The 25,527-nt window shown below is 60.5% G+C and carries 24 protein-coding genes; 14 read left to right on the forward strand and 10 right to left on the reverse strand.

Annotation, left to right across the window (positions count from 1 at the left end):
* Window positions 1-171: 171 nt before the first annotated feature.
* The 5 genes from ACP7D9_RS12685 to ACP7D9_RS12705 all read left to right on the forward strand — a co-directional run bounded on the left by ACP7D9_RS12685 (window position 172) and on the right by ACP7D9_RS12705 (window position 8,089).
* Window positions 172-1,599: a di-heme oxidoredictase family protein gene (locus ACP7D9_RS12685; RefSeq protein ID WP_426157748.1), complete on the forward strand. Its 1,428-nt coding sequence runs from the start codon at window positions 172-174 to the stop codon at window positions 1,597-1,599.
* 27 nt (window positions 1,600-1,626) lie between these two features.
* Window positions 1,627-2,691 (forward strand): imelysin family protein, encoded by a 1,065-nt coding sequence (locus tag ACP7D9_RS12690; RefSeq protein WP_137214048.1) that lies wholly within the window; start codon window positions 1,627-1,629, stop codon window positions 2,689-2,691.
* A gap of 14 nt (window positions 2,692-2,705) precedes the next feature.
* The gene (locus tag ACP7D9_RS12695; RefSeq protein ID WP_426157750.1) at window positions 2,706-3,806 is read left to right on the forward strand and encodes a DUF1513 domain-containing protein; all 1,101 of its coding nucleotides are present in this window, start codon (window positions 2,706-2,708) and stop codon (window positions 3,804-3,806) included.
* A 94-nt stretch (window positions 3,807-3,900) separates the two neighbouring features.
* Window positions 3,901-5,049 (forward strand): efflux RND transporter periplasmic adaptor subunit, encoded by a 1,149-nt coding sequence (locus tag ACP7D9_RS12700; RefSeq protein WP_426157752.1) that lies wholly within the window; start codon window positions 3,901-3,903, stop codon window positions 5,047-5,049.
* Between the two features lie 13 nt (window positions 5,050-5,062).
* The gene (locus tag ACP7D9_RS12705; protein ID WP_426157754.1) at window positions 5,063-8,089 is read left to right on the forward strand and encodes a multidrug efflux RND transporter permease subunit; all 3,027 of its coding nucleotides are present in this window, start codon (window positions 5,063-5,065) and stop codon (window positions 8,087-8,089) included.
* 211 nt (window positions 8,090-8,300) lie between these two features.
* Here ACP7D9_RS12705 and ACP7D9_RS12710 read toward each other — a convergent pair whose 3' ends face one another.
* The 5 genes from ACP7D9_RS12710 to colR form a co-directional block, all read right to left on the reverse strand.
* A complete protein-coding gene (locus tag ACP7D9_RS12710) occupies window positions 8,301-8,528 on the reverse strand; it encodes a hypothetical protein (protein WP_016773424.1) in 228 nt (75 codons plus the stop codon).
* Window positions 8,529-8,530: 2 nt separating this feature from the next.
* Entirely contained in the window at window positions 8,531-9,247 is a 717-nt protein-coding gene (locus ACP7D9_RS12715; protein ID WP_426157756.1) for a lipopolysaccharide kinase InaA family protein, read from the reverse strand.
* 3 nt (window positions 9,248-9,250) lie between these two features.
* The gene (locus tag ACP7D9_RS12720; RefSeq protein WP_426157867.1) at window positions 9,251-9,919 is read right to left on the reverse strand and encodes a class I SAM-dependent methyltransferase; all 669 of its coding nucleotides are present in this window, start codon (window positions 9,917-9,919) and stop codon (window positions 9,251-9,253) included.
* Window positions 9,920-10,070: 151 nt separating this feature from the next.
* Complete coding sequence (locus tag ACP7D9_RS12725; protein ID WP_426157758.1) at window positions 10,071-11,354, reverse strand: sensor histidine kinase; 1,284 nt, start codon at window positions 11,352-11,354, stop codon at window positions 10,071-10,073.
* Complete coding sequence (colR, locus tag ACP7D9_RS12730) at window positions 11,344-12,027, reverse strand: two-component system response regulator ColR (RefSeq protein WP_041479855.1); 684 nt, start codon at window positions 12,025-12,027, stop codon at window positions 11,344-11,346. The genes ACP7D9_RS12725 and colR overlap by 11 nt, the downstream gene beginning before the upstream one ends.
* 209 nt (window positions 12,028-12,236) lie before the next feature.
* Here colR and ACP7D9_RS12735 point away from each other — a divergent pair, with 209 nt between their 5' ends.
* The gene (locus tag ACP7D9_RS12735; RefSeq protein ID WP_426157761.1) at window positions 12,237-12,980 is read left to right on the forward strand and encodes a phosphatase PAP2 family protein; all 744 of its coding nucleotides are present in this window, start codon (window positions 12,237-12,239) and stop codon (window positions 12,978-12,980) included.
* Window positions 12,981-13,171: 191 nt separating this feature from the next.
* Here ACP7D9_RS12735 and groL read toward each other — a convergent pair whose 3' ends face one another.
* The 4 genes from groL to ACP7D9_RS12755 form a co-directional block, all read right to left on the reverse strand.
* The gene (gene groL, locus ACP7D9_RS12740; protein ID WP_064365078.1) at window positions 13,172-14,818 is read right to left on the reverse strand and encodes a chaperonin GroEL; all 1,647 of its coding nucleotides are present in this window, start codon (window positions 14,816-14,818) and stop codon (window positions 13,172-13,174) included.
* 51 nt (window positions 14,819-14,869) lie between these two features.
* Complete coding sequence (locus ACP7D9_RS12745; protein ID WP_007916610.1) at window positions 14,870-15,163, reverse strand: co-chaperone GroES; 294 nt, start codon at window positions 15,161-15,163, stop codon at window positions 14,870-14,872.
* Between the two features lie 258 nt (window positions 15,164-15,421).
* Window positions 15,422-15,898, reverse strand: coding sequence for an FxsA family protein (locus tag ACP7D9_RS12750; protein WP_101162193.1), 477 nt, complete (start codon window positions 15,896-15,898; stop codon window positions 15,422-15,424).
* A 71-nt stretch (window positions 15,899-15,969) separates the two neighbouring features.
* The gene (locus ACP7D9_RS12755; RefSeq protein ID WP_426157764.1) at window positions 15,970-16,695 is read right to left on the reverse strand and encodes a HugZ family protein; all 726 of its coding nucleotides are present in this window, start codon (window positions 16,693-16,695) and stop codon (window positions 15,970-15,972) included.
* 161 nt (window positions 16,696-16,856) lie between these two features.
* On the opposite strand from ACP7D9_RS12755, the gene ACP7D9_RS12760 reads away from it, so the two are divergent.
* Window positions 16,857-17,615, forward strand: coding sequence for an SDR family oxidoreductase (locus ACP7D9_RS12760; protein WP_101162189.1), 759 nt, complete (start codon window positions 16,857-16,859; stop codon window positions 17,613-17,615).
* A 107-nt stretch (window positions 17,616-17,722) separates the two neighbouring features.
* Here ACP7D9_RS12760 and apbC read toward each other — a convergent pair whose 3' ends face one another.
* The gene (gene apbC, locus ACP7D9_RS12765; protein WP_101162177.1) at window positions 17,723-18,817 is read right to left on the reverse strand and encodes an iron-sulfur cluster carrier protein ApbC; all 1,095 of its coding nucleotides are present in this window, start codon (window positions 18,815-18,817) and stop codon (window positions 17,723-17,725) included.
* A 155-nt stretch (window positions 18,818-18,972) separates the two neighbouring features.
* On the opposite strand from apbC, the gene metG reads away from it, so the two are divergent.
* The 7 genes from metG (at window position 18,973) to nth (ending at window position 25,485) form a co-directional block, all read left to right on the forward strand.
* The gene (gene metG / locus ACP7D9_RS12770) at window positions 18,973-21,024 is read left to right on the forward strand and encodes a methionine--tRNA ligase (RefSeq protein WP_426157767.1); all 2,052 of its coding nucleotides are present in this window, start codon (window positions 18,973-18,975) and stop codon (window positions 21,022-21,024) included.
* A gap of 114 nt (window positions 21,025-21,138) precedes the next feature.
* Complete coding sequence (locus ACP7D9_RS12775) at window positions 21,139-21,708, forward strand: Rnf-Nqr domain containing protein (protein WP_426157769.1); 570 nt, start codon at window positions 21,139-21,141, stop codon at window positions 21,706-21,708.
* The gene (gene rsxB / locus ACP7D9_RS12780; protein ID WP_426157771.1) at window positions 21,705-22,709 is read left to right on the forward strand and encodes an electron transport complex subunit RsxB; all 1,005 of its coding nucleotides are present in this window, start codon (window positions 21,705-21,707) and stop codon (window positions 22,707-22,709) included. The genes ACP7D9_RS12775 and rsxB overlap by 4 nt, the downstream gene beginning before the upstream one ends.
* Complete coding sequence (locus tag ACP7D9_RS12785) at window positions 22,696-23,679, forward strand: RnfABCDGE type electron transport complex subunit D (RefSeq protein ID WP_426157773.1); 984 nt, start codon at window positions 22,696-22,698, stop codon at window positions 23,677-23,679. Before rsxB ends, ACP7D9_RS12785 begins: the two co-directional genes overlap by 14 nt.
* Entirely contained in the window at window positions 23,676-24,281 is a 606-nt protein-coding gene (locus ACP7D9_RS12790) for an RnfABCDGE type electron transport complex subunit G (protein WP_426157775.1), read from the forward strand. Before ACP7D9_RS12785 ends, ACP7D9_RS12790 begins: the two co-directional genes overlap by 4 nt.
* Window positions 24,278-24,850 carry an Rnf-Nqr domain containing protein gene (locus tag ACP7D9_RS12795; protein WP_426157777.1) on the forward strand — a complete coding sequence of 191 codons (573 nt, stop codon included), beginning with the start codon at window positions 24,278-24,280 and terminating at the stop codon, window positions 24,848-24,850. The genes ACP7D9_RS12790 and ACP7D9_RS12795 overlap by 4 nt, the downstream gene beginning before the upstream one ends.
* Entirely contained in the window at window positions 24,847-25,485 is a 639-nt protein-coding gene (gene nth / locus ACP7D9_RS12800) for an endonuclease III (protein ID WP_039758344.1), read from the forward strand. The genes ACP7D9_RS12795 and nth overlap by 4 nt, the downstream gene beginning before the upstream one ends.
* Window positions 25,486-25,527 lie beyond the last annotated feature (42 nt).

The raw sequence follows: 25,527 nt of genomic DNA on the forward strand, positions 1-25,527 counted from the left end.
TGATTTTTGAAGATCAGAATCAAAAGATCGCAGCCTTCGGCAGCTCCTACAGGGGGTTTGCATCGCTCTGCAGATTTGCGCTGTATCAAGCAAACGATAATTCCTCTTATTCAAACTCCCCCGCCCTGTTAGACTTTGCGCCTTTGTTTTCGCCCGTTTGCAGGATGTCTGATGCCGTCGTTGCCGCTTCGCTTGTCCGCACTGTTGCTGGCCCTGGGCCTGAGTGCCTGCGATGACGCCCCGCGTTTCACCGAAGCCGAGCCGGGGGAAGCACGTTCGGGTGGCGCGGCGACGGTGCGCAAGAGCGATCAGAATGCGTTTTCCCTGCCGTCGGCCAACCTGCCGCCGTCACGGCGGGTGGATTTCAGTGTCGGCAACAGCTTCTTTCGCAGCCCGTGGGTGATCGCGCCGTCGACTACCACGGCGCGCGACGGCCTCGGCCCGCTGTTCAATACCAACGCCTGCCAGAACTGCCACATCAAGGACGGTCGCGGGCATCCCCCGGCACCTGACGCATCCAATGCGGTGTCGATGCTGGTGCGCCTGTCGATTCCCGACGCGCCGCAATACGCCAAAGTCATCGAACAGCTCGGCGTGGTGCCGGAGCCGGTGTATGGCGGGCAGTTCCAGGACATGGCTGTGCCCGGCGTCGCCCCGGAAGGCAAAGTGCGCATCGACTACATCCCGGTGCCCGTGCGTTTCAAGGACGGCACCGAGGTCGAATTGCGCAAGCCGACCCTGCAGATCACTCAACTCGGCTACGGCCCGATGCACCCGGACACGCGTTTTTCCGCGCGGGTGGCGCCGCCGATGATTGGTCTGGGCCTGCTCGAAGCGATCCCTGAAGAGGCGATCCTCGCCAACGCCGCCGTCCAGGCGAAAGCGAAAAACGGCATCAACGGCCGGCCGAACCGGGTATGGGACGATGAGTTGCAGGAAACAGTGATTGGCCGTTTCGGCTGGAAAGCCGGGCAACCGAACCTCAATCAACAAAACGTTCACGCCTTTTCTGGTGATATGGGCCTGACCACCAGCCTGCGGCCGTTCGACGATTGCACCGAGGCGCAAAGCGCCTGCAAACAGGCGCCGAACGGCAATGGCCCGGACGGCGAGCCGGAAGTCAGCGACAACATTCTGCGGCTGGTGCTGTTCTACAGCCGCAATCTCGCAGTGCCGGCGCGCCGTGGCGTCAACGATCCACAGGTGCTGGCCGGCAAGAATCTGTTTTTCCAGGCCGGTTGCCAGTCGTGCCACACGCCGAAATACACCACCGCGGCCAATGCTGCCGAGCCGGAATTGGCCAATCAGGTGATTCGTCCATACAGCGACTTGCTGCTTCATGACATGGGCGAAGGCCTGGCGGACAACCGCACGGAATTTCAGGCCTCCGGCCGCGACTGGCGCACCCCGCCGTTGTGGGGGATTGGTCTGACGCAAGCGGTCAGCGGTCACACGCAGTTTTTGCATGACGGCCGCGCGCGCAATCTGCTCGAAGCGGTGCTCTGGCATGGCGGCGAAGCGAGCGCTGCGCAGCAACAGGTTTTGTCTTTCAATGCCGAGCAGCGCGCTGCGTTGCTGGCATTTTTGAACTCACTTTAAATACTGAAAAAGCATCGGGAGCCCGACATGTTCCGTCCCAAGTTACTGTTCACCAGCCTTGCCGCGCTCGCCCTCGGCGCCTGCTCGCCGCAGGACCCGCAAGCGGTCACTTCGGCGGCGATCGCCAAATCGGTGATCCTGCCGACCTACACTCGCTGGGTCGAAGCCGACAAGCAACTGGCGGTCAGCGCTCTCGCCTACTGCCAGGGCAAGGAAAGCCTGGAAACTGCCCGTGCCGACTTCCTTCACGCGCAGAAAGCCTGGGCCGAGTTGCAGCCGCTGCTGATCGGTCCGCTGGCCGAGGGCAACCGTTCGTGGCAAGTGCAGTTCTGGCCGGACAAGAAAAACCTCGTCGGCCGTCAGGTCGAGCAACTGGTCGTCGCCCAGCCGCAGATCGATGCCGCCGCATTGGCCAAATCCAGCGTCGTGGTGCAAGGCCTGTCGGCTTACGAATACATCCTCTTCGACGCCAAGCCTGACGTCGCCAACGACGCGCAGAAAGCCAAGTACTGCCCGCTGCTGATCGCCATTGGCGAGCGCCAGAAGCAACTGGCCGAAGAGATCCTGCAGGGCTGGAACAACACCGATGGCATGCTCGCGCAGATGAGCAAGTTCCCCAACCAGCGCTATGCCGACTCCCACGAAGCGATCGCCGATCTGCTGCGCGTACAAGTGACGGCACTCGATACCCTGAAGAAAAAGCTCGGCACGCCGATGGGCCGTCAGAGCAAAGGCGTGCCGCAGCCGTTCCAGGCGGATGCGTGGCGCAGCCAGTCGTCGCTGACGGCGCTGGAAGCCAGCCTTGCCGCAGCCAAAACCGTCTGGGAAGGCGTCGACAACAAGGGCCTTCGCGGTCTGTTGCCGGCCGAGCAGAAACCGCTGGCGGACAAGATCGACGCCGCTTATGCCGCCTCGCTGAAGCTGTTCGACAGCACTCAGCGTTCGCTCGGCGAAATGCTTGAAGACGACGCCGGTCGCCAGCAGCTCAACGATATCTATGACAGCCTCAACGTCGTCCATCGCCTGCATGAAGGCGAACTGGCCAAGGCGCTGGGCATCCAACTGGGCTTCAATGCCAACGACGGTGACTGATGAGGGCGAGTGCCATGCTGCGACGTCAGGTTCTGACTTTAGGTAGTGCACTGCTGGGAGCGGTGACGCTGGGCGGCTGGACGCTGTTCAAACGCAAGGATCAAAGCCCGCTGCTGTTGTCGGCGCGCGACGATACTGACGGCAAGCATTACGCGGTCGGTTATCGGCTCGACGGTACGCGGGTGTTCGCCACCCACGTCGGCCAGCGTTGCCACGACATCATCAATCATCCGACGCAGCCGCTGGCGCTGTTCGTTGCACGGCGCCCGGGTACCGAGAGTTACCTGATAGACCTGCGCGACGGCAAGCTACTGCAGACCGTGGCCTCGCAGCCGAACCGGCACTTCTACGGCCATGCCGTGGTGCACAAGGACGGCGAATACCTGTACGCCACCGAGAACGACACGAGCGATCCCGGGCGTGGCCTGCTCGGCGTGTACACGTTCGAGGGCGAGCGGCTGGTGCACACGGGCGAGATTTCCACCCATGGCCTCGGCCCGCATCAGGTGTCGTGGATGCCCGACGGCGAGACGCTGGTGGTGGCCAACGGCGGCATTCGCACCGAGGCGGAAAGCCGCGTCGACATGAACCTCAACGCCATGGAGCCGAGCCTGGTGCTGATGCAGCGCGACGGCACTTTGCTGAGCAAGGAAACCCTCGCCCAGCAGATGAACAGCGTGCGTCACCTGGGCATCGCCAGCGACGGCACTATTGTCGCCGGCCAGCAATTCATGGGCCCCTCCCACGAGCGCTCGGAGCTGCTGGCGATCAAACGGCCGGGGCAAGCGTTCGTCGCCTTTCCGGTGGCGGAGGATCAATTGCAGGCGATGGGGCACTACACCGCCAGCGTCGCGGTGCACAGTGAGCTGCGGCTGGTCGCGTTGACGGCGCCGCGTGGCAACCGCTTCTTCATCTGGGATCTGGACAGCGGCGAACTGCGCCTCGATGCGCCTCTGCCGGATTGCGCTGGCGTTGGTGCGGTGAAGGATGGCTTTGTCGTGACCTCGGGTCAGGGCCGCTGCCGCTACTACGATTGTCGCCAGGAACAACTGCTGGCCAAACCGCTGGAATTGCCGGCGGGGCTCTGGGACAACCATCTTCACCTGATGGCGTAAAACGGCCTTGAAAGCTGTGTCGGCAGTTAGATTCCCCCCGTTACTCGGAGTAATGTGCCCGCCTGTCTCATGATTTATCCAAGGAACTGGACATATGCTGCGTCGCCGCATGCTGATCATGTTGGGTGTTGTTTTGCTGCTCGTGCTGGTGCTGGGCGGATACAAGGCCTTTTCGATCTACACGATGATCCAGGGCTTTTCCAAACCCAAGCCGCCGATCAGCGTCGCTGTGGCCAAGGCCAGCGAGCAGCCGTGGCAGATGCGCCTGCCTACCGTCGGCACACTCAAGGCGCTGCAAGGCGTCGACTTGAGTCTGGAAGTCGCCGGCACCGTTACTGAACTCAAATTCGAATCCGGGCAGAAGGTCAAGGCCGGGCAGCCGTTGCTGCAACTCGATAGCGCTGTTGAAACCGCGCTGCTGGAAACCGCGAAGGCCGATCTCGGCCTGGCGCAGCTTGATTTCGGGCGTGGCGCGCAACTGGTCGACAGCCGCGCGATTTCCAAAGGCGAGTACGACCGCCTCTTTGCCGTGCTGCAAAAGAACAAGGCCACGGTCAATCAGCTCAATGCTTCGCTGGCGAAAAAGCGCATTCTCGCGCCGTTCAGCGGCACCATCGGTATCCGCCAGGTCGACGTCGGCGACTACCTCGCCAGCGGTACCAAAATCGCAACCTTGCAGGACTTGAGCAGCCTCTACGCTGACTTCTACGTGCCCGAACAAGCGGTGCCGAAACTCGCCATCGGCCAGCCCGTGCAGTTCACCGTTGCGGCTTATCCGGGGCAGAACTTTGCCGGCAAGATCAGCGCGATCAACCCGATCGTCGAAAGCACTACGCGCAATATTCTGGTACGCGCCACCTTGGCCAACCCCGACGGCAAGCTGTTGCCGGGCATGTTCGCCAGCCTTGAAGTGCTGCTGCCCGATCCGCAGAAGCACATCGTGGTACCGGAAAGCGCGATCACCTACACCCTGTACGGCAACTCGGTTTACGTGGTCGGGCAGAAAAAAGCCGAGGACGGCAGCCTCGCCAAGGATGACAACGGCCAACCGCTGCTGGTCGCCGAGCGTCGTTTCGTCGAGACCGGTGAACGCCGCGATGGCCTGGTGATGATCAACAAGGGCGTGCAGAGCGGCGAACAGGTGGTAACGGCGGGCCAGATCAAACTGGACAACGGTGCCCACATCGCCATCAGCGACGACAAGACCCTCGGCGAGCAGAACAGTCCGCCCCGCGCCGACTGATCAAGGAATTCCCATGGCTTTTACCGATCCGTTCATCCGCCGCCCGGTGCTCGCCACCGTGGTCAGCCTGCTGATTGTGCTGCTGGGCTTCCAGGCCTGGAGCAAGCTGCCGCTGCGCCAGTACCCGCAAATGGAAAACGCCTTGATCACGGTGACCACGGCGTACCCCGGGGCCAACGCCGAAACCATTCAGGGCTACATCACCCAGCCGATGCAGCAAAGCCTGGCCAGCGCCGAAGGCATCGATTACATGACCTCGGTCAGTCGGCAGAACTTCTCGGTGATTTCGGTTTACGCGCGCATCGGCGCCAACACCGACCGTTTGTTCACCGAACTGCTGGCCAAGGCCAACGAAGTGAAAAACAAGCTGCCGCAGGACGCTGAAGACCCGGTGCTGAGCAAGGAGTCCGCCGATGCTTCGGCGCTGATGTACATCAGCTTCTTCAGCAAGGACCTGAGCAACCCGCAAATCACCGATTACCTGTCGCGGGTCATCCAGCCAAAACTGGCGACGCTGCCGGGCATGGCCGAAGCGGAAATTCTCGGCAATCAGGTGTTCGCCATGCGCCTGTGGCTCGATCCGGTGAAACTCGCCGGCTTCGGCCTGAGCGCCGCCGACGTGACCGCTGCGGTGCGCCAGTACAACTTCCTTTCCGCCGCCGGCGAGGTCAAAGGCGAGTACACCGTCACCAGCATCAACGCCAATACTGAACTGAAGTCCGCCGAAGCCTTCGCGGCGATTCCGCTCAAGGTCGACGGCGACAGCCGCGTGCTGCTGCGCGATGTCGCGCGGGTGGAAATGGGCGCAGAAAACTACGACTCGATCAGCTCCTTCGGCGGCACGCCGTCGGTATACATCGGTATCAAGGCCACGCCGGGGGCGAACCCGCTGGACGTAATCAAGGAAGTGCGCAAGCTGATGCCGGAGCTGGAAGCGCAGCTGCCGCCGAACCTGAAAAGCGAAATCGCCTACGACGCCACGCTGTTCATTCAGGCCTCGATTGATGAGGTGGTGAAAACCCTGTTCGAAGCGGTACTGATCGTCATCGTTGTGGTGTTTCTGTTCCTCGGCGCGTTGCGTTCGGTGGTGATCCCGGTGGTGACCATCCCGCTGTCGATGATCGGCGTGATGTTCTTCATGCAGATGATGGGTTACTCGATGAACCTGCTGACGCTGCTGGCGATGGTGCTGGCCATCGGTCTGGTGGTGGACGACGCGATCGTCGTGGTGGAAAACATCCACCGCCACATCGAGCAAGGCAAGACACCGTTCGATGCAGCCCTGGAAGGCGCGCGCGAGATCGCCATGCCGGTGGTGTCGATGACCATCACCCTGGCGGCGGTGTATGCGCCGATCGGTTTCCTCACCGGGCTGACCGGGGCGTTGTTCAAGGAGTTTGCGCTGACCCTGGCGGGAGCGGTGGTGATTTCCGGCGTCGTCGCCCTGACGCTGTCGCCGATGATGTGCGCGTTTCTGCTGCGTCATGAAGAGAATCCCAGCGGACTGGCCCATCGTCTCGACCGGGTTTTCGACGGGCTCAAGCGCCGCTACCAAAGCATGCTGCACGGCACGCTCAATACCCGGCCGGTAGTGCTGGTGTTTGCGGTGATCGTGCTGTGCCTGATTCCGGTGTTTCTCAAGTTCACCAAGTCGGAACTGGCCCCGGATGAGGACCAGGGCATCATTTTCATGATGGCCAGTGCGCCGCAGCCGACCAACCTGGACTACCTGAGCACTTACACCGACGAGTTCATCACGATCTTCAAGGAGTTTCCCGAGTACTACTCATCGTTCCAGATCAACGGCTACAACGGCGTGCAGGCCGGTATCGGCGGTTTCCTGCTCAAACCGTGGAACGAGCGCAGCCGTACGCAGATGGAAATCCTCCCCGAAGTACAAAGCAAACTGGAGAGCATTCCCGGCCTGCAGATCTTCGGTTTCAACCTGCCTTCCCTGCCCGGCACCGGTGAAGGATTGCCCTTCGAATTCGTGGTCAATACCGCCAACGATTACGAACTGCTGCTGCAAGTCGCCGAGCGGATCGAGAAACGCGCGATGGAGTCGGGCAAGTTCGCTTTTGTCGACCTTGATCTGGCGTTCGACAAGCCGGAAGTCGTCGTGGATATCGACCGCGACAAGGCTGCGCAAATGGGCGTGACGATGCTCGACCTCGGCAGCACGCTGGCGACCTTGCTCGGCGAGGCGGAGATCAACCGATTCACCATCGATGGCCGAAGCTACAAGGTCATCGCCCAGGTTGAACGGGCCTACCGCGACAACCCGGTCTGGCTGAACAATTACTACGTGAAAAATACCCAGGGCGAACTGTTGCCGCTGTCGACGCTGATCAAAGTCAGTGACCGTGCGCGGCCGCGTCAGCTCAATCAGTTCCAGCAACTCAACGCGGCGAAGATTTCCGGCTTCCCGCTGGTGAGTATGGGCGAAGCCATCGATACCGTGCTGCAGATCGCCCGGGAAGAAGCGCCAGCCGGGTTTGCCTTCGACTACGGCGGCGCCTCGCGACAGTACGTGCAGGAAGGCAGCGCACTGTGGGTCACGTTTGCGCTGGCGCTGGCGATCATCTTTCTGGTGCTGGCCGCACAGTTCGAGAGCTTCCGCGATCCGCTGGTGATTCTGGTGACGGTGCCGCTGTCGATCTGCGGGGCGTTGATTCCACTGTTCCTCGGCTGGTCGAGCATGAACATTTACACCCAGGTCGGGCTGGTGACGCTGATCGGCCTGATCAGCAAGCACGGCATCCTGATCGTCGAGTTCGCCAACCAGTTGCGCAAGGACAAGGGCCTGAGTGCGCGTGAAGCGGTGGAGGAAGCGGCGGCAATTCGCTTGCGCCCGGTGCTGATGACGACGGCGGCAATGGTGTTCGGCATGGTGCCGCTGATTCTGGCGACCGGTGCTGGCGCCGTGAGCCGCTTCGACATCGGCCTGGTGATTGCCACGGGGATGTCGATTGGCACGTTATTCACCTTGTTCGTGCTGCCGTGTGTCTACACATTCATGGCGAAACCGGATGCCAAATAACACACATCGCCCCTGTGGGAGCGAGCTTGCTCGCGAATGCGGAGTGTCAATTGACGAAGATGTCGACTGATACGAAGCATTCGCGAGCAAGCCCGCTCCCACAGGGATGTTTGATCGTTCCGGCGCGCTGCGTGGGAACGATCAAACCAGTAAGATTTCGGCAAAAAAAGGCCTCGCAACTGCGAGGCCTTTTACTTGGGCTTCAATCGTTTCAACTGGCTGGCCTCATTCCCTGAGACAGCCCGAACATGAACAACAGCAAATCGTGATCGGGCTGGGTCGCCACGGAAGCCTTGGCCACCCGTGGAACCGAACAATGAGCGTCGTTCCCGGACGCCCCTATGACCTGCATGCGCGGCTGCTCCCAGGCAGCCACCGCCAGTGAAGCAACTGCCAAGGCCCCGACCAGGAACAAACCTCGTGCAATTTCGAGTTTCATCGCTATAAACCTTTGATAGCGCTGCCAAACGCCGTCTCGTAAAAGTAGACGAGTTTTTTCCAGTCGGCATCGCGGAACGACGAATGGCGACGCAGTTGCTTCATGTCGTGCTGCGCCGCCCGATACGCGGTCAGGCGCTGACGGCACTTCTCCAGATCGATCAACGCCACTTCAACCTGCGCCGTTTCACCTTCGCCGGTGACCCGCACGAAAACGTGCTTGATGTAGATGCAGCTGTGCTGCCAGCGGCCCTTGTGCATGCGCGCCAGGTTTTGCGCCAGGTCTTTGAGGACTCGCTCATAGACCACGTCGCCACATTGATCGCGACCACCCGCGGCGGCCAGCCAGTGCTCCAGTTCCTGGAAGCCGTCCAGCGACTTTGTCACCAGCAGTGCGCGCCACTTGTGCTGCGGATCGGGCTGGGCGCCGCAGAAGACAATGTGCGGGACTCGCACACCGAGTTTGCTCACACCGGTCAGCGCATCAAGTTCACGCAATACAGTCGGGCGACCGAAGGGGTGCAGCCAGCTGCGGTAGATATGCCCGGTCTGGCGCTTGGCGTACAGCAAGTGACCGTCACGGTCGACGATGCGCTGCACCCCGCTTTCGCCACCACGACGCACATTGGGCTCTTCAACCCATTCGCCGCGCAGGTTCCAGTAATAATCGAAACGATCCTGGGGAGCGACGTCCGCTTCAACTGCTGCTTGCACTGCCATCTTCTACCTCTTGCGTAATACGTAAACTCGCCACATCGCATAGAGCGGTATGAAGTCCAGTTGTTCCTGAATGCGGAAACCCGCCTGTTCAAATTCTTTTTCTATCGTTGCCGCTGGAATCAGAAAACGATTCTGGTAGTCATGGCTCGGCCGATCCCGCTCGGCGCGCTTGCGCTTCCAGGCCTTGAAATTGCCGTCGACCCACAACGAAACGATCACGCTGTCACGGGTCACCCGCTCGAATTCGCGCAGGATCACCCGGCGGTGCTCGGCCTCGCCGATGTGGTGCAACAGGCGCATGCAAAAAATGCTGTCGACCGAGTTATCCGGCAGAGCGATATCGAACGCCGAGGTGTGCAGCGGTTGCACGCGCTTTACCACATCGGCCGGTTGCCCTTGCATCGCGGCATTGATCATCGATTCGGAATTGTCCGCACCGATGATCACCCGATTGGGCTTTTCCGCGAGCATTGGCCAGAAACGCCCGGCACCGCAGGGCAGATCCAGGACCAGACCGGGATCCCCCGCCAACGCCAAGGCCTTGCGACCCAATTGCTCGTCGCGCCAGTGCGACAGGCGACGGCCCAGGGTTTCATGATGTTTGCGCAAATATCGTTGTGCGTGTTGGTCGTCGTACTTTTCGGAAAAATCGAGCTTGATCGGGCCGGCCATCATCTGGACTCCTGAGTTCTGATGACGCCACCTTAAGCAGCGACCTGTCAGCGTCAGGTCATCCAATTGTGAAAATTCTGTCAGGTAAATCCGCAAAGTATTACAACGTTATACAGGATTTAGACAGCTATACGGGAGTAGCCTCGAGCCACTATTTGCCGGCATTAACGCCAAGATCTACCTCGAATCGGCAGCCATTGGGGTCCATCGTGCTCAAGCTGACCGTCCAGCCCTGGTTTTCACAGATGCGCTGCACCAGGGACAAACCCAGGCCAAGGCCTTCGCCACGTTTCTCGCTGCCACGCACGAAGGGCTCGAACATCGCCTCGCGTTTTTCCTCGGGAATACCCACCCCCGAATCCTCGACGACAAAGCCGTTGGCGGTGAGCGTCAGACGAATGAAACCCTGTTCGGTGTAATGCAATGCGTTGCGCAGAAGATTGCCCATCACCGCGTTCAGCAAAGTTGCGTTGTAGCGAGTGTCCGGAGGGTCGCCGGGCTCGAACATCAGTGTCAGGCCCTTGCGCTCGATCGGCTCGCGCCACAGGCACAGCAGACTCTCGGCCACTTGTATGAGGTTCTGCTGCGGCGCCGCTGCGGCTTCTTCATTCTGTGTGCGCGCCAACATCAGGAAGGTCTGCACCAGCTCGCGCATTTCTTCGCTGGCCCGCGCAATGCGCTCGACCTGCGCACGACCGCGTTGATCTATTCCTGGGTTCTCCAGCAGCAGTTCGCAGGAACTGGCCAAGACCATCAGTGGCGTGCGCAATTCGTGGCTGACGTCGCTGGTGAACAGCCTTTCGCGGGTCAATGCCTGCCGCAGACGCCCCAGCGTGGCATCGAACGCCACCGCCAGTTCACCGACTTCATCCGCCGCGTAATCCGGCGCCAACGGTGGCGCCAGCCCGAGCAACTGGTCGCGATGCCGGACCTGCCGCGCCAGGCGCACCACCGGCGCCATTACCTTGCGTGCGAGCACCCAGCCGAGAAACACCGCCAATGCCAGGCTGAGCACGAAGCCCACCAGCACCACCGCAAAGAGCACGCGCTCGCGCTCTTCGAAATCGCTTTGATCCTGCAGCAGCACGTAGCGCCGACCATCCACCACTTCGACCATGGCGTGATAGGACAACTGCTCGCGAAATACCTCATGGAAACCCGCATCGAGGTGACGCAGATCCTTGGGCAGGTCGAAATCGCCCGGCCCACCACTGAAATAGAACAACTGATCCGGTTCGGGGCGATGGCTCCAGTCGGAGACGTTGTCCATCAGCAGCAAACGTTGCAGGTCGCCGCCCAGCCCCGCCGAAATAAGTTTCTCTTCCACCAGGTGCACCGTTGCGACGATACCCATGGCGAAGGCGCCGGCCACCAGCGCACTCATCAGTGCAAAGGCGATGATGATCCGCTGGGAAAGACTCTGTTTAAACTCCATCTCTGCCCTCAGCCAAGCGATAACCGACACCGTGCACGGTGTGCAGCAGTGGCTTGGCGAATGGCTTGTCGATCACCTGACGCAATTGGTGGACATGGCTGCGCAGGCTGTCGCTGTCCGGGCAGTCATCGCCCCACAGCGCTTCTTCGAGAATTTCCCGACGCAACACATGCGGACTCTTCTGCATCAACACCGCGAGCAGCTTGAGGCCGACCGGGTTGAGCTTGAGCAGCTTGCCTTCACGGGTCACTTCCAGGGTGTCGAGGTCGTAGCTCAGGTCACCGACCTGCAAGGCGCGGCGACCACCGCCCTGAGCCCGGCGCATGACCGCTTCGACCCGGGCCGCCAGCTCGGACAGGGCGAACGGCTTGATCAAATAATCGTCGGCGCCGGATTTGAAGCCTTGCAGCCGGTCGTCGAGTTGATCGCGGGCGGTGAGCATGATCACCGGCGTATCGCGCCGGGCGTCCTCACGCAGGCGCTTGCACAAGGTGTAGCCGTCGATGCCGGGCAGCATGATGTCGAGCACGATCAGGTCGTAATGCTCGGTCGCTGCCAAGTGCAGACCGGACAGACCATCCTGGGCGCAATCGACGGTATAGCCTTTGAGGCCGAGGTAATCGGCCAGATTGGCCAGAATGTCGCGGTTGTCTTCGACCAGCAGAATTCGCATGGGCACCTCCTCCGAACGGGGTAACGGCCGTCTTGGCCCGCGCAGCTTACGGCCAAGTGTGGCGCAGGGCTAGGGGATGTTTTCGATAACCGTGTGCAGTTCGCCGCGCGACGATTTTTTCACTTTCGGTTAACAAATCGCCGACGCCAGCGCGCGCAGACTCCGCGCGATTACGCTCTCTCCTCCGTTCATCGACCAAGGAACCTGCCATGGAGTCGACCTCTGCCCTTCCCGCTTCAAGACCGCTCAACTGGTGGCTGTGTCTGGGCATTCCCGCAGCGGCGGCGATCATTCTGCTGCTGCTCGAACTGACCGATCTGGACATGGTTCTGGCGCAGATGTTCTACGACCCGGTCGCCGGCGATTTCATCGGGCGGCACAGCTATTTTCTTGAAGACATCCTGCATGACCGGGCAAAACAGCTGGTGATCGGCTTCTCTGTGTTTGCCATTCTGGGTTTCATCGGCGCGTTTTTCTTCGCGAGACTGAAACCGTTCAAGCGCGAACTGGGCTGTCTGGTGCTGTCGCTGGGGCTGGCGACTTCGTTTGTCACTCCGGTCAAAGCCGTGACCGCCGTGCAATGCCCGTGGAGCCTGGAGCAATTCGGCGGTCACGAGACCTACAGCAAACTGATGGAACATCGCCCCGCGACCGACAAGCCCGGACGTTGCTGGCCGGGTGGGCATGCGGCGACCGGGTTCACTCTGTTTGCACTGTTCTTCGTATTGCGCGACCGCCGTCCACGACTGGCGCGGCAGGCGTTTGTGTTCGCCTTTGCGCTGGGTTCGGTGTTCTCGATCAGTCGCATGATGCAAGGCGCGCACTTCTTTTCGCACAACGTGTGGACGGCGATTTTCTGCTGGCTGATTTGCCTGGGGGCTTATTACTGGGTGCTGTATCGCCCGGCAGTGAAGGCTGGGGCTGTCGTCAGAGCACACCCCGTCAGCGCCTGAATACGCATCAACCTGTGGGAGCGGGCTTGCTCGCGAAGGCGTCCTGCCAGTCAATGCGCCTGTCGAATGACACACCGCTTGCGCGAGCAAGCCCGCTCCCACAGGGTTTGGGGCCAACCCTGAAATTCAGGCAATAAAAAACCCCGCTGACTTTCGCCAGCGGGGTTTTGCGTTACAGGGCCAGGGCTGGCTTACATCATGCCGCCCATGCCACCCATGCCGCCCATGTCTGGCATACCGCCGCCAGCTGCACCTTCTTTCTTCGGTGCGTCGGCAACCGCTGCTTCGGTGGTCAGGATCAGACCGCCGATGGAGGCTGCAGCCTGCAGAGCCGAACGGGTTACCTTGGTTGGGTCCAGGATGCCCATTTCGATCATGTCGCCGTATTCGCCGGAAGCAGCGTTGTAACCGAAGTTACCTTTGCCGTTCTTCACTTCGTTGACGACTACGCTTGGCTCGTCACCGGAGTTGGCAGCGATCTGACGCAGCGGCGCTTCAACAGCGCGACGCAGCACAGCGATACCGACGTTCTGGTCAGCGTTGTCGCCGGTCAGTTCGGTCAGGGCTTCCAGAGCACGGATCAGCGCTACGCCACCGCCAGGTACCACGCCTTCTTCAACGGCTGCACGGGTTGCGTGCAGGGCGTCTTCAACGCGGGCCTTCTTCTCTTTCATTTCAACTTCGGAACCAGCGCCAACCTTGATCACTGCAACGCCGCCGGACAGCTTGGCCAGACGCTCTTGCAGTTTTTCACGGTCGTAGTCCGAGGAAGTTTCGGCAACCTGGGCACGGATCTGAGCGATACGGCCTTCGATGTCTGCCTGCACGCCAGCACCGTCAACGATGATGGTGTTTTCCTTGGACAGGGTCACGCGCTTGGCGTTACCCAGGTGCTCCAGGGTGGTGCTTTCCAGGCTCAGACCGATCTCTTCGGAGATCACGGTACCGCCGGTCAGAACAGCGATGTCCTGCAGCATGGCCTTGCGACGATCGCCGAAGCCTGGTGCCTTGACGGCAGCGACTTTAACGATACCGCGCATGTTGTTCACCACCAGAGTCGCCAAGGCTTCGCCTTCAACGTCTTCGGCAACGATCAGCAGCGGACGGCCGGCTTTGGCCACAGCTTCCAGTACAGGCAGCATTTCGCGGATGTTCGAGATCTTTTTGTCGACCAGCAGGATCAGCGGGCCGTCGAGCTCGGCAACCATGGTGTCCGGCTTGTTGACGAAGTACGGCGACAGGTAGCCACGGTCGAACTGCATGCCTTCTACAACCGACAGTTCGTTTTCCAGGCCCGAGCCTTCTTCAACGGTGATCACGCCTTCTTTACCGACTTTTTCCATGGCTTCGGCAATGATGTCGCCGATGGAGTTGTCGGAGTTGGCGGAGATGGTGCCGACCTGAGCGATGGCTTTGAAATCAGCGCATGGCTTGGACAGGGCTTTGAGCTCTTTGACAATGGCGATGGTCGCCTTGTCGATGCCGCGCTTCAGGTCCATCGGGTTCATGCCGGCAGCGACGGCTTTCAGGCCTTCGTTGACGATCGACTGAGCCAGAACGGTAGCGGTGGTAGTACCGTCACCAGCGTCATCGTTGGCACGGGAGGCAACGTCTTTGACCAGCTGCGCGCCCATGTTTTCGAAGCGATCTTCGAGTTCGATCTCTTTGGCGACGGAAACGCCGTCCTTGGTGATGGTCGGAGCGCCGAAGCTCTTCTCCAGGATCACGTTACGGCCTTTCGGGCCCAGGGTCGCTTTTACCGCGTCAGCCAGAACGTTGACGCCTTTGAGCATCTTGGAGCGGGCGGCATCGCCGAACTTAACTTCTTTAGCAGCCATGATCGATATTCCTTAAATACTTTGTAGTAACGGGAAAATGAACGGGATTTATCAGCCTTCGATAACCGCGAGAATTTCGTTCTCGCTCATTACCAGCAGGTCTTCGCCATCGACTTTCACAGTGTTGCTGCCGGAGTAAGGACCGAACACAACCTTGTCGCCTTCCTTCACGGACAGTGCACGCACTTCACCGTTTTCCAGAGCTTTGCCCGGGCCTACAGCGAGAATCACACCGTGGTTGGCTTTTTCAGCAGCCGAACCTGGCAGGACGATACCGCCAGCGGTTTTCTTTTCTTCTTCGCTGCGACGGATGACGACGCGGTCATGCAGAGGACGAAGCTTCATTGTCGATCTCTCCTAATTGTGGTTTTCATCGGCCGGTGTAGTCCCGGCGGGTTTAACAAATCCGGCCTGTGCCGGGTGCGGCTCGTCGAGCGAACCGCGCAAGTCTGTCCGGTGGAATACCGGAAACCTTTCGGTGACCGATACATAGGGGCGTACAAGCCGATTACAAGGGCTGGCCGAAAAAATTTTTCATCCAGGCACGGTGAATAACAGCCATAAACGAGCACGGCACCCGAAGGTGCCGTGTCGAGGCTGATGTTACTTGTGGTCGCGGTGTTCGAACTCGCCTTCGATCACATTGGGCTCACGGCCCAGCGGCTCGCGCGGCGCCGGCCCGCCACGGGGTTGCAGGTCGTCAGCGAAGGCGCGCTGGCGCATGGCCTGGTCTTCGGCGCGCTGGCGCATCTTGTTCGCCAGCAGACGCCGGGTGACCGGCAACAGCATCACCAGACCGACGACGTCACTGATGAACCCGGGAATGATCAACAGGCCACCGGCCAACGCCAGCATCAGGCCTTCGAGCATGGTTTGCGCGGGCAATTCGCCGCGGTTCAGGCTTTCCCGGGCACGCAGTGCCGTGGCCAGGCCGGCGACGCGCAGCACGAACACGCCGAACATCGAGCCGAGAATGATCAGCAGCAGGGCCGGGAAGAACCCGATCGCCCCTGCCACTTTGACGAATACGAACAGCTCCAGCACTGGAAACAGCAGAAAGAGCAACAGAAAAGGGCGCATCAAAATGTCCTCAACGCAAGAAATGCCTTGCAGTAAGCCTTAGATGACGTCGCCCTTGCGTGAATTCAACCTTAAGAATCCGCTTTTTTTGGCCAGACCTCGGCGTGAGCCAATGAAACCAAGGCTTCGCGCACGTGTGTCGGCGTATTGCAAGGGCTTGGGAAGCCTAGCCAGTACAACGCCTGACCGATGCGTAAATGCATCCCTTCGCTGTCGACCCCGGCCAGTTGTGCCGGCACATTGCCTGGCAGCCCGGCGAGCTCGACGTAATGGGCGATGGCCTTGGCGTGATCGCTGTTCATGTGCTCGACCATGCTGATTTCGGCCTTGCCGGCGAACGGGTTGGCGAGGGTCAGATCGTCGATCCAGTGAATCGCGCCGAACCCGCCGATGTAGCGGTGGCGCACCGGATTGAGTACCCAAAAATCGAAATCGTGGGCCTGGTGATAATTCTGCGAGTCGGGGAAATAGCGGTAGTAACGCTCGGCGGCTGACTCGATGGCGGTCGGGTCTTCAAGCTTTTGCGCCTCGGCCAGATACGTCAGACGCCCGACCGCCTGTACATCGTCGGCCTCGCGCTCGCCGACCAGCATCGAGCACTTCGGGTCTTTTTGCAGGTTGTGGGTGTGCTGGGCGATACGGCTGATGAGGATCAGCGGCCGGCCCTGCTCATCCAGGCAATAGGGAACCACGGAGCCGAACGGGAAACCGGGCATCGATTTGGAGTGGGTCGAGAGCACTCCACGGTATTCCTTGAGAAGCAATTCTCGGGCATTCTTCGCCACTTCAACGCTCAATTTATGACTCCTTGAATAGAATCCGTCGAAAAAACGGACAGGCGCACGACAACAGGTCGGCCACGCCATCGGGCAATGCTTCTGCGCGACCCAGCCATGGCCGGGGCGGAACGGGAGCCGCCAAGAATAAAAACCATCAGACCAGCACTCGGGGCACGCACATGCAACTCAACGACAAAGTAATCATTATCACCGGCGGTTGCCAGGGTTTGGGCCGCTCCATGGCCGAGTACTTCGCCGGCAAAGGTGCGAAGCTCGCGCTGGTCGATCTGAATCAGGAAAAGCTCGACGACGCCGTCGCCGCGTGCAAAGCCAGGGGCGTCGAGGCGCGCAGCTATCTTTGCAACGTCGCCAATGAAGAGCAGGTCGAGCACATGGTCGCCCAGGTTGCCGCTGACTTTGGCGCGATTCACGGTCTGATCAACAACGCCGGGATTCTGCGTGACGGCCTGTTGCTGAAGGTCAAGGACGGCGAAATGAGCAAAATGAGCCTGGCCCAGTGGCAGGCAGTCATCGATGTGAACCTGACCGGCGTCTTCCTGTGCACTCGTGAGGTGGCGGCGAAAATGGTCGAGTTGAAGAACAGCGGCGCGATTATCAACATCTCGTCGATCTCCCGCGCCGGCAACGTCGGCCAGACCAACTATTCCGCGGCCAAGGCCGGTGTCGCCGCAGCGACCGTGACCTGGGCCAAGGAGCTGGCGCGTTACGGCATTCGCGTGGCCGGCATCGCGCCGGGCTTCATCGAAACCGAAATGACCCTGGGCATGAAACCCGAAGCGCTGGAGAAAATGACCTCGGGCATCCCGCTCAAGCGCATGGGCAAACCGCAAGAGATCGCCCATTCGGCGGCGTACATCTTCGAAAACGACTACTACACCGGGCGGATTCTGGAGATGGATGGCGGGTTGCGAATCTAAAGCAAAGTCAAAAGATCGCAGCCTCGCTCCGCTCGTCAGCTTCTACGGCAAATGTGTAGGAGCTGACGAGCGAAGCGAGGCTGCGATCTTTTTGCAGGCGACGCTGATCAATCGTCGCTGATGGTGATATTCGGCATCGCCGGCGTAGCCGCTTCCTGCAGCACGATCCGCGCGCCGACGTGGCGGGCCAGTTCCTGGTAAACCATGGCGATCTGGCTGTCCGGCTCGGCGATCACCGTCGGCTTGCCGCCATCGGCCTGTTCGCGGATCAGCATCGACAGCGGCAGCGAGGCCAGCAGTTCGACGCCGTACTGGGTGGCAAGCTTCTCGCCACCGCCCTCACCGAACAGATGCTCGGCATGCCCGCAGTTCGAGCAGATGTGCACGGCCATGTTTTCCACCACGCCCAACACCGGAATGTTGACCTTGCGGAACATTTCCACGCCTTTGCGTGCGTCGAGCAGCGCCAGATCCTGCGGCGTGGTGACGATCACCGCGCCCGCCACCGGGACTTTCTGTGCCAGGGTCAGTTGAATGTCGCCGGTGCCTGGTGGCATGTCGATGACCAGATAATCCAGATCGCCCCATGCGGTCTGCGTAACCAGTTGCAGCAACGCCCCGGAGACCATCGGCCCGCGCCAGACCATCGGCGTGTTGTCGTCGGTCAGAAAAGCCATCGACATGACTTCCACACCGTGAGCCTTGAGCGGCACAAACCATTTCTGGTCCCTGACCTCCGGCCGGGTGCGCTCGGGGATGCCGAACATGATGCCCTGGCTCGGGCCGTAGATATCGGCGTCGAGAATCCCCACCTTGGCGCCTTCACGCGCCAGCGCCAGTGCGAGGTTGGCAGCGGTGGTGGATTTGCCTACGCCACCCTTGCCGGAAGCGACGGCGACGACGTTCTTGACGTTGGCCAGCCCCGGAATCTGCGCCTGGGCCTTATGCGCGGCGATCACGCTGTTGACCTCGACGCGAGCGATGACCACGCCGTCGATGTTTTCGATGGCCAGTTGCAGCAATTGCGCCCAACCGCTCTTGAACAGTCCGGCGGCGTAACCGATTTCCAGCTGCACATTGACGCGGTCACCGATGATCTCGATGTTTTTCACGCAACCGGCGCTGACCGGGTCCTGGTTCAGGTAAGGGTCGGTGTATTGGCTGAGGACGGCTTCCACCGCTGCGCGAGTGACGGCGCTCATGGGCAACTCCGATAACAAGACTGGGAAAAGATGGCGGCTATCCTACCCCTTCTATCCTCCGGACGGCATGCCCGGCAACGATTTGCAGGGGTGAAATATCTTGTCCGGCGCTTTATAGTGGCCGACCTCCGTTTCATCAAGTAGCGAAGCCCTACATGTCCGAGCCACGCAAGATCCTCGTCACCAGCGCCCTGCCCTACGCCAACGGTTCGATCCACCTTGGCCACATGCTGGAATACATCCAGACCGATATGTGGGTGCGCTTCCAGAAGCATCGCGGCAACCAATGCATCTATGTCTGCGCCGACGACGCCCACGGTTCGGCGATCATGCTGCGCGCAGAAAAGGAAGGCATCACCCCGGAACAACTGATCGCCAATGTGCAGGCTGAACACAGCGCCGACTTTGCCGACTTCCTGGTCGATTTCGACAATTTCCACTCCACTCACGCCGAAGAAAACCGTGAGCTGTCGAGCCAGATCTACCTCAAGCTGCGTGACGCCGGGCACATCGCCCAGCGCTCGATCACCCAGTATTTCGACCCGGAAAAGAAAATGTTCCTGGCCGACCGCTTCATCAAGGGCACCTGCCCGAAATGCGGCACCGAAGACCAGTACGGCGACAACTGCGAAAAATGCGGCGCGACCTACGCACCGACCGACCTGAAGGATCCGAAATCGGCGATCTCCGGCGCCACCCCGGTGCTCAAGGATTCCCAGCACTTCTTCTTCAAGCTGCCGGACTTCCAGGACATGCTGCAGGCCTGGACCCGCAGTGGCGCGCTGCAGGACGCCGTGGCCAACAAGATCGCCGAATGGCTCGATGCCGGCCTGCAACAGTGGGACATCTCCCGCGATGCACCGTATTTCGGCTTCGAGATTCCGGGCGAGCCGGGCAAATATTTCTACGTGTGGCTGGATGCGCCGATCGGCTACATGGCCAGCTTCAAGAACCTCTGCAACCGCACGCCTGCGCTGGAATTCGACGCGTTCTGGGGCAAGGATTCGACTGCCGAGCTGTATCACTTCATCGGCAAGGACATCGTCAATTTCCACGCGCTGTTCTGGCCAGCGATGCTCGAAGGCGCGGGTTTCCGCAAGCCGACCGCGATCAACGTGCACGGCTACCTGACCGTCAACGGCCAGAAAATGTCCAAGTCGCGCGGCACGTTCATCAAGGCCCGCACGTACCTGGATCACCTGTCGCCGGAATACCTGCGCTACTACTACGCGGCCAAGCTTGGCCGTGGCGTCGACGACCTCGACCTGAACCTCGAAGACTTCGTGCAGAAGGTCAACTCCGACCTGGTCGGCAAAGTGGTCAACATCGCCAGCCGTTGCGCCGGTTTCATCCACAAGGGCAACGGTGGTCTGCTGGTCGACCACAATGCCGCGCCGGAGCTGACCGAGGCCTTCCTCGCCGCTGCACCGAGCATTGCCGACGCTTATGAGGCCCGCGACTTCGCCCGTGCCATGCGTGAAACCATGGCCCTGGCCGACCGCGCCAACGCGTGGATTGCCGACAAGGCACCGTGGTCGCTGAACAAGCAGGAAGGCAAGCAGGATGAAGTCCAGGCGATCTGCGCCACCGGCATCAACCTGTTCCGCCAGTTGGTGATCTTCCTCAAACCGGTGCTGCCGTTGCTGGCCGCCGATGCGGAGGCGTTCCTCAACGTCGCACCGCTGACCTGGAACGATCACACCACGCTGCTGGCCAACCATCAGTTGAATGAGTTCAAACCGTTGATGACCCGCATCGACCCGGTAAAAGTGCAAGCCATGACCGACGCCTCCAGGGAAGACCTGACCGCCAGCCAGACCGACACCGGCGCTGACGCACCTGCGGGTAATGGCGAACTGGCCAAGGATCCGCTGTCGCCGGAAATCGATTTCGACGCGTTCGCCGCCATCGACCTGCGCGTGGCGCTGATCGTCAAGGCTGAGCACGTCGAGGGCGCGGACAAGCTGCTGCGCCTGACCCTCGACATCGGTGACGAGCAACGCAACGTGTTCTCCGGGATCAAGAGCGCGTATCCGGACCCGTCCAAACTCGACGGTCGCCTGACCATGATGATCGCCAACCTCAAGCCACGGAAAATGAAGTTCGGTATCTCCGAAGGCATGGTGATGGCGGCAGGTCCCGGCGGTGAAGAGATTTACTTGCTGAGCCCGGACAGCGGCGCCAAGCCGGGTCAGCGCATCAAGTAAGACGTTGCCGTAAAACGATCCCACCGACGTGCTTTGCATGCCGGTGGGATTTTTCATATCTGGCCCGACAGTGCCTAACCTTAAAAGATACCCGCCCGTTTCGCTGGCAGAACCATGACCGAACTCGTGTTAACGCTGATCAGTGCTGCGCTGCTTACCAACTTCGTGTTGCACTGGCCGCTGGGCGTCGATCCGCTGTTGGCGGGAAGTCGTCGGCAAGTGCATGCGCTTGGATTGGCGACGTTGTGCCTGATGGGGTTGGTCGGCATCATCGGGCACGCGATCTGGCACTGGATACTGCTGCCATTGCAGCTTGAGTCGCTGCGCCTGTTCGTGTTTCTGCCGTTGAGCGTGTTGTTGATGACGCCGCTGCTGAAACTGCTGGCGCGCGGGCTGCCGGATTGGCCGTTCAATGGATTATGGCCGCTCTTGCTCGGCAACGCTGGCGTACTCGGACTGGCGCTGATCAACGCGCAAAACGATCAGGGCCTGCTGCACGCGACGGCGCTGAGCCTCGGCGCCGGGCTGGGTTTCTGGCTGGTGCTCAGCCTGTTCAGCGATCTGCGCGAGCGCACGGCCGATGACGATATTCCCCTGCCCTTTCGCGGCCTGCCGATCGATCTGATCAGCGCCGGACTGATCGCAGTGATATTTCTCGGATTCAGTGGATTGATCAAAACATGAGTCTGATTCAACGCATCGATGCCCTTTTACCGCAGACCCAATGCGGCAAATGCGGCCATCCCGGGTGCAAACCGTATGCACAAGGCATCGTTGACGGCGAGCCGATCAACAAGTGCCCGCCGGGCGGCGAGGAAACCATCGCAACCCTGGCCGAGTTGTTGAAAATACCGGTGCTGGAACTGGACATCAGCCGTGGCCCGGCACCGCCGCAAATCGCGTTCATCCGCGAGGCTGAATGCATCGGCTGCACCAAGTGCATTCAGGCCTGCCCGGTCGATGCCATTGTCGGCGCGGCAAAACTCATGCACACCGTGCTGATCGAAGAATGCACCGGTTGTGATCTGTGCGTGGCGCCTTGCCCGGTCGACTGCATCGAAATGCATCCTTTGCCTGCGAACACGATTGCTGTGGTTGGCGGCCTTGCGTTCGATCTTGAAGAGCAGCGCGCCCGCGCCGAAAAGCGTGACCACGCGCGCCAGCGTTTCGAGCGGCGCAACCAGCGCTTGCTGCGCGAAGAACAGCAAAAGCAGGCTGAACGTGACGAGCGAGCCGCACGTGCGGCACAGCCGCAGGTTTCGACCGCTGACCCGGTGCAGGCTGCACTTGAGCGGGTGCGTGCGCAAAAAGCCGCGAGCGCTGATGCGGCGCTGAAGAAGGCCAAGGTCGATGTAGCGATGAGTCGGGCTCAGTTGCACAAATCGCTGAAAGCCTTCGGTCATCCGCCGACGTTCGAGCAACAGTCGCAATTGATCGTCCTGCAGCAACACTTCGAAACTGCCGAGCAAGCGTTGGCGATCCTGGAAAGTCGCCAACCGTCGGTTCCCGTCGTCCCTGCCCCGAGCAACGACGCCGAACTCAAGCGAGCCAAGATTCAACTGGCCATGCGCCGCGCCGAGCTGAAAAAAGCCCAGGCAGCGGAAGTAGCGCCGCAGCAGATCGCAACACTGGAGCAAGCCGTGGCTGACGCCGAGCGTCGGGTGCAAGACCATGCCGCCCCTTGAGGCAGCGGATGATCGCCTGCGACAGGCGATGAATACCGTGCTGCTCGCTGCACTGCCGGGGCTGCTCGCGATGTTCTGGCTTTATGGCTGGGGGGTTGTGATCAATCTGCTGCTGGCGGTTATCAGCGCTTTGCTCGTCGAGGCGAGCGTCGCCAGTCTGCGGCGCCAAGCCGTGCAATCGGCCTTGCGCGATGGCAGTGCGCTGGTCAGTGCGATGTTGCTGGCCGTTGCGCTGCCGACTTATTGCCCATGGTGGCTGACGGTTATCGCGACCGCTTCGGGCTTGTTGTTCGGCAAGCACCTGTATGGCGGCGTCGGCAAAAACCCCTTCAACCCGGCAATGCTTGGCTTCGCCTTGAGTATCGCGCTGTTCCCGCAAGCGATGACCCATTGGCCAGGTCACGGCCTTGATTTTATTCGCGCGCTGCAACAGGTTTTCAATCCAGCTCAAGCACCGGACGCCTGGGTGCAGGCCACGGCGCTGGACAGCCTGCGCCTCAACAAAAGCCTGACCATGGATGAGCTGTTTGTCAGTAACCCGGCCTTCGGTCGTTTCGGCGGGCGCGGTGTGGAATGGGTGAATCTGGCGTTTCTGCTCGGCGGCCTGCTGCTGGTGCAGCGGCGAGTCTTTTCCTGGCACGCGCCGGTGGGCATGCTCGTCAGTCTGTTCGTCATCAGCTTGTTGTGCTGGAACGGCTCGGGCTCGGATTCCCATGGCTCGCCGCTGTTTCATCTGTTCAGCGGCGCCACAATGCTCGGTGCGTTTTTTATCGTCACCGAACCGATATCAGGCGCGAGAAGCGCCCTCGCTCGCCTGCTGTTCGGGGTCGGCGTTGGCCTGCTGACTTATCTGATTCGCACTTGGGGTGGTTACCCGGACGGCGTCGCGTTTGCGGTATTGCTGATGAATCTTCTGGTGCCGACGCTGGAACGCTTCGCGGCCAGCCGCCAGCCGCCGGTGAGCACATGAACCGCTCGGCGAGTGTGGTGACGGTGCTGCTCCTGACGCTGGGCGGGGCGAGCGCAACTTACCTGCTGCAGCTCAACAGCGCGCCGCAGATTGCCGCCGAGCTGCGTTTGCTCGACAGCCGCAAACTGCTCGATGTGCTTGCTGCCGGGTACTACGACAACCAGCCACTGGAGCAACCACTGACGCTCGTCGACTCAACCTTGCGCCACAGCACGCTGGCGGGCGGCTATCGCGCCATGCGGTCCGGGCAAACCGTGGCCGTGCTGTTGCGCAGTCGCAGCGTAGGTTATGCGGGTATGCTCGAGCTGCTGATCGCCATTGATGTCAACGGCAAACTCCTCGGTGTCAAAACCCTTGAGCAACGCGAAACGCCGGGGCTGGGCGGTGACATTGGCGATTGGCCGAATGCCTGGCTGCGCAGTTTCACCGGTCAATCGCGCAGCGAACCGACGGACGCGGGTTGGGCGCTGAAAAAGGATCAAGGGCAATTCGATCAAATCGCCGGTGCGACCATTACCTCCCGTGCCGCCGTCAATGCAATCCATGATGCACTGCGTTATTTCGATGAGCATCGTGCGCTGTTGCTGGGAGCTGGGACATGACGCGTGCAGCGAATTTTTTGCTGCTGGTGCCACTTCTGGGCGCCACACAAACGTTAAACGCTGCGCTGGGGATGACCTTGATGCTCAGCGTGGTAATTGGCTTGTTTGCCGTGTGCATGGCGCCGTTACGCGATCGCCTGGCGGATACAAGCGCTTTGCTGACCAGCGTGATACTCGCCGCAACGTTGACCAGTTGTGCAGACCTCCTGGCGCAACGCTGGCTCTTGCCGTGGCAGCAGACGTCTGAGCTTTATATAGGGCTGATCGCCTTGCACTGCGTCGTGCTTGAATACCACGGCTTCTTCCGCAAGCCCGTCACGGCCAGCTTCAAACGCTGCGCCATGTTCGGCACGCTTATGGTGTTGATCGGCGGGCTGCGGGAGATCATCGGTCATGGCACCCTTGGCCGAGGTTTTTCGACGCAATGGCAAGGCCTGGTTTTATTTGACGAGGGGCTGCATCTGATTACCCTGGTCCCCGGCGCTTTTGTATTACTGGGTCTGCTTCTCGCCGCTGGTCAGGCGTGGACACGCCGCAACTCTGTCATCAAGGAAACGCATCGCCCATGAATGCTGCAAAACGTCTTGAGATATTTCGCCGACTGCACGAAGACAATCCCGAGCCGAAAACCGAACTGGCCTACTCTTCGCCGTTCGAGCTGCTGATTGCGGTGATTCTTTCGGCGCAGTCCACCGATGTCGGCGTGAACAAGGCCACCGCCAGGCTTTTCCCCGTCGCCAATACCCCCGCCGCTATCCATGCGCTGGGTGTCGAAGGGCTGTCGGAGTACATCAAGACGATCGGCCTCTACAACAGCAAGGCAAAGAACGTCATCGAAACCTGCCGTTTGCTGGTTGAACGCCATGGCGGCGAAGTCCCGCAAACCCGTGAAGAACTGGAAGCCTTGCCCGGCGTCGGGCGCAAGACCGCCAATGTGGTGCTCAACACCGCGTTCCGTCAATTGACCATGGCGGTCGACACGCACATCTTCCGCGTCAGCAACCGCACCGGCATCGCGCCGGGGAAAAATGTGGTGGAAGTTGAAATGAAGTTGATGAAGTTTGTACCGAAAGAATTCCTGCTCGACTCGCACCATTGGTTGATTCTGCACGGGCGTTACGTATGTCTGGCGCGCAAACCGCGCTGCGGCAGCTGCCGCATCGAAGATTTGTGCGAATACAAACATAAAACTTCCGACGATTGAGCCGTCATCAGTTTTTTGCATGCACCGATTGAAAAAATCTTT

The organism is Pseudomonas sp. TSRC2-2 (genome assembly GCF_049897785.1).
Taxonomy (GTDB): domain Bacteria; phylum Pseudomonadota; class Gammaproteobacteria; order Pseudomonadales; family Pseudomonadaceae; genus Aquipseudomonas.

Coding starts and splice junctions, on each gene's coding strand:
- colR (WP_041479855.1), bottom strand. CDS start 12,027: ATGCGAATTCTGCTGGTCGAAGACAACCGCGACATTCTGGCCAATCTG.
- ACP7D9_RS12685 (WP_426157748.1), top strand. CDS start 172: ATGCCGTCGTTGCCGCTTCGCTTGTCCGCACTGTTGCTGGCCCTGGGC.
- apbC (WP_101162177.1), bottom strand. CDS start 18,817: ATGAGCGCCGTCACTCGCGCAGCGGTGGAAGCCGTCCTCAGCCAATAC.
- ACP7D9_RS12705 (WP_426157754.1), top strand. CDS start 5,063: ATGGCTTTTACCGATCCGTTCATCCGCCGCCCGGTGCTCGCCACCGTG.
- groL (WP_064365078.1), bottom strand. CDS start 14,818: ATGGCTGCTAAAGAAGTTAAGTTCGGCGATGCCGCCCGCTCCAAGATG.
- ACP7D9_RS12750 (WP_101162193.1), bottom strand. CDS start 15,898: ATGCGCCCTTTTCTGTTGCTCTTTCTGCTGTTTCCAGTGCTGGAGCTG.
- ACP7D9_RS12710 (WP_016773424.1), bottom strand. CDS start 8,528: ATGAAACTCGAAATTGCACGAGGTTTGTTCCTGGTCGGGGCCTTGGCA.
- nth (WP_039758344.1), top strand. CDS start 24,847: ATGAATGCTGCAAAACGTCTTGAGATATTTCGCCGACTGCACGAAGAC.
- ACP7D9_RS12735 (WP_426157761.1), top strand. CDS start 12,237: ATGGAGTCGACCTCTGCCCTTCCCGCTTCAAGACCGCTCAACTGGTGG.
- ACP7D9_RS12795 (WP_426157777.1), top strand. CDS start 24,278: ATGACGCGTGCAGCGAATTTTTTGCTGCTGGTGCCACTTCTGGGCGCC.
- ACP7D9_RS12775 (WP_426157769.1), top strand. CDS start 21,139: ATGACCGAACTCGTGTTAACGCTGATCAGTGCTGCGCTGCTTACCAAC.
- metG (WP_426157767.1), top strand. CDS start 18,973: ATGTCCGAGCCACGCAAGATCCTCGTCACCAGCGCCCTGCCCTACGCC.
- ACP7D9_RS12785 (WP_426157773.1), top strand. CDS start 22,696: ATGCCGCCCCTTGAGGCAGCGGATGATCGCCTGCGACAGGCGATGAAT.
- ACP7D9_RS12790 (WP_426157775.1), top strand. CDS start 23,676: ATGAACCGCTCGGCGAGTGTGGTGACGGTGCTGCTCCTGACGCTGGGC.
- ACP7D9_RS12690 (WP_137214048.1), top strand. CDS start 1,627: ATGTTCCGTCCCAAGTTACTGTTCACCAGCCTTGCCGCGCTCGCCCTC.
- ACP7D9_RS12695 (WP_426157750.1), top strand. CDS start 2,706: ATGCTGCGACGTCAGGTTCTGACTTTAGGTAGTGCACTGCTGGGAGCG.
- ACP7D9_RS12715 (WP_426157756.1), bottom strand. CDS start 9,247: ATGGCAGTGCAAGCAGCAGTTGAAGCGGACGTCGCTCCCCAGGATCGT.
- ACP7D9_RS12760 (WP_101162189.1), top strand. CDS start 16,857: ATGCAACTCAACGACAAAGTAATCATTATCACCGGCGGTTGCCAGGGT.
- ACP7D9_RS12725 (WP_426157758.1), bottom strand. CDS start 11,354: ATGGAGTTTAAACAGAGTCTTTCCCAGCGGATCATCATCGCCTTTGCA.
- ACP7D9_RS12700 (WP_426157752.1), top strand. CDS start 3,901: ATGCTGCGTCGCCGCATGCTGATCATGTTGGGTGTTGTTTTGCTGCTC.
- ACP7D9_RS12745 (WP_007916610.1), bottom strand. CDS start 15,163: ATGAAGCTTCGTCCTCTGCATGACCGCGTCGTCATCCGTCGCAGCGAA.
- ACP7D9_RS12720 (WP_426157867.1), bottom strand. CDS start 9,919: ATGGCCGGCCCGATCAAGCTCGATTTTTCCGAAAAGTACGACGACCAA.
- rsxB (WP_426157771.1), top strand. CDS start 21,705: ATGAGTCTGATTCAACGCATCGATGCCCTTTTACCGCAGACCCAATGC.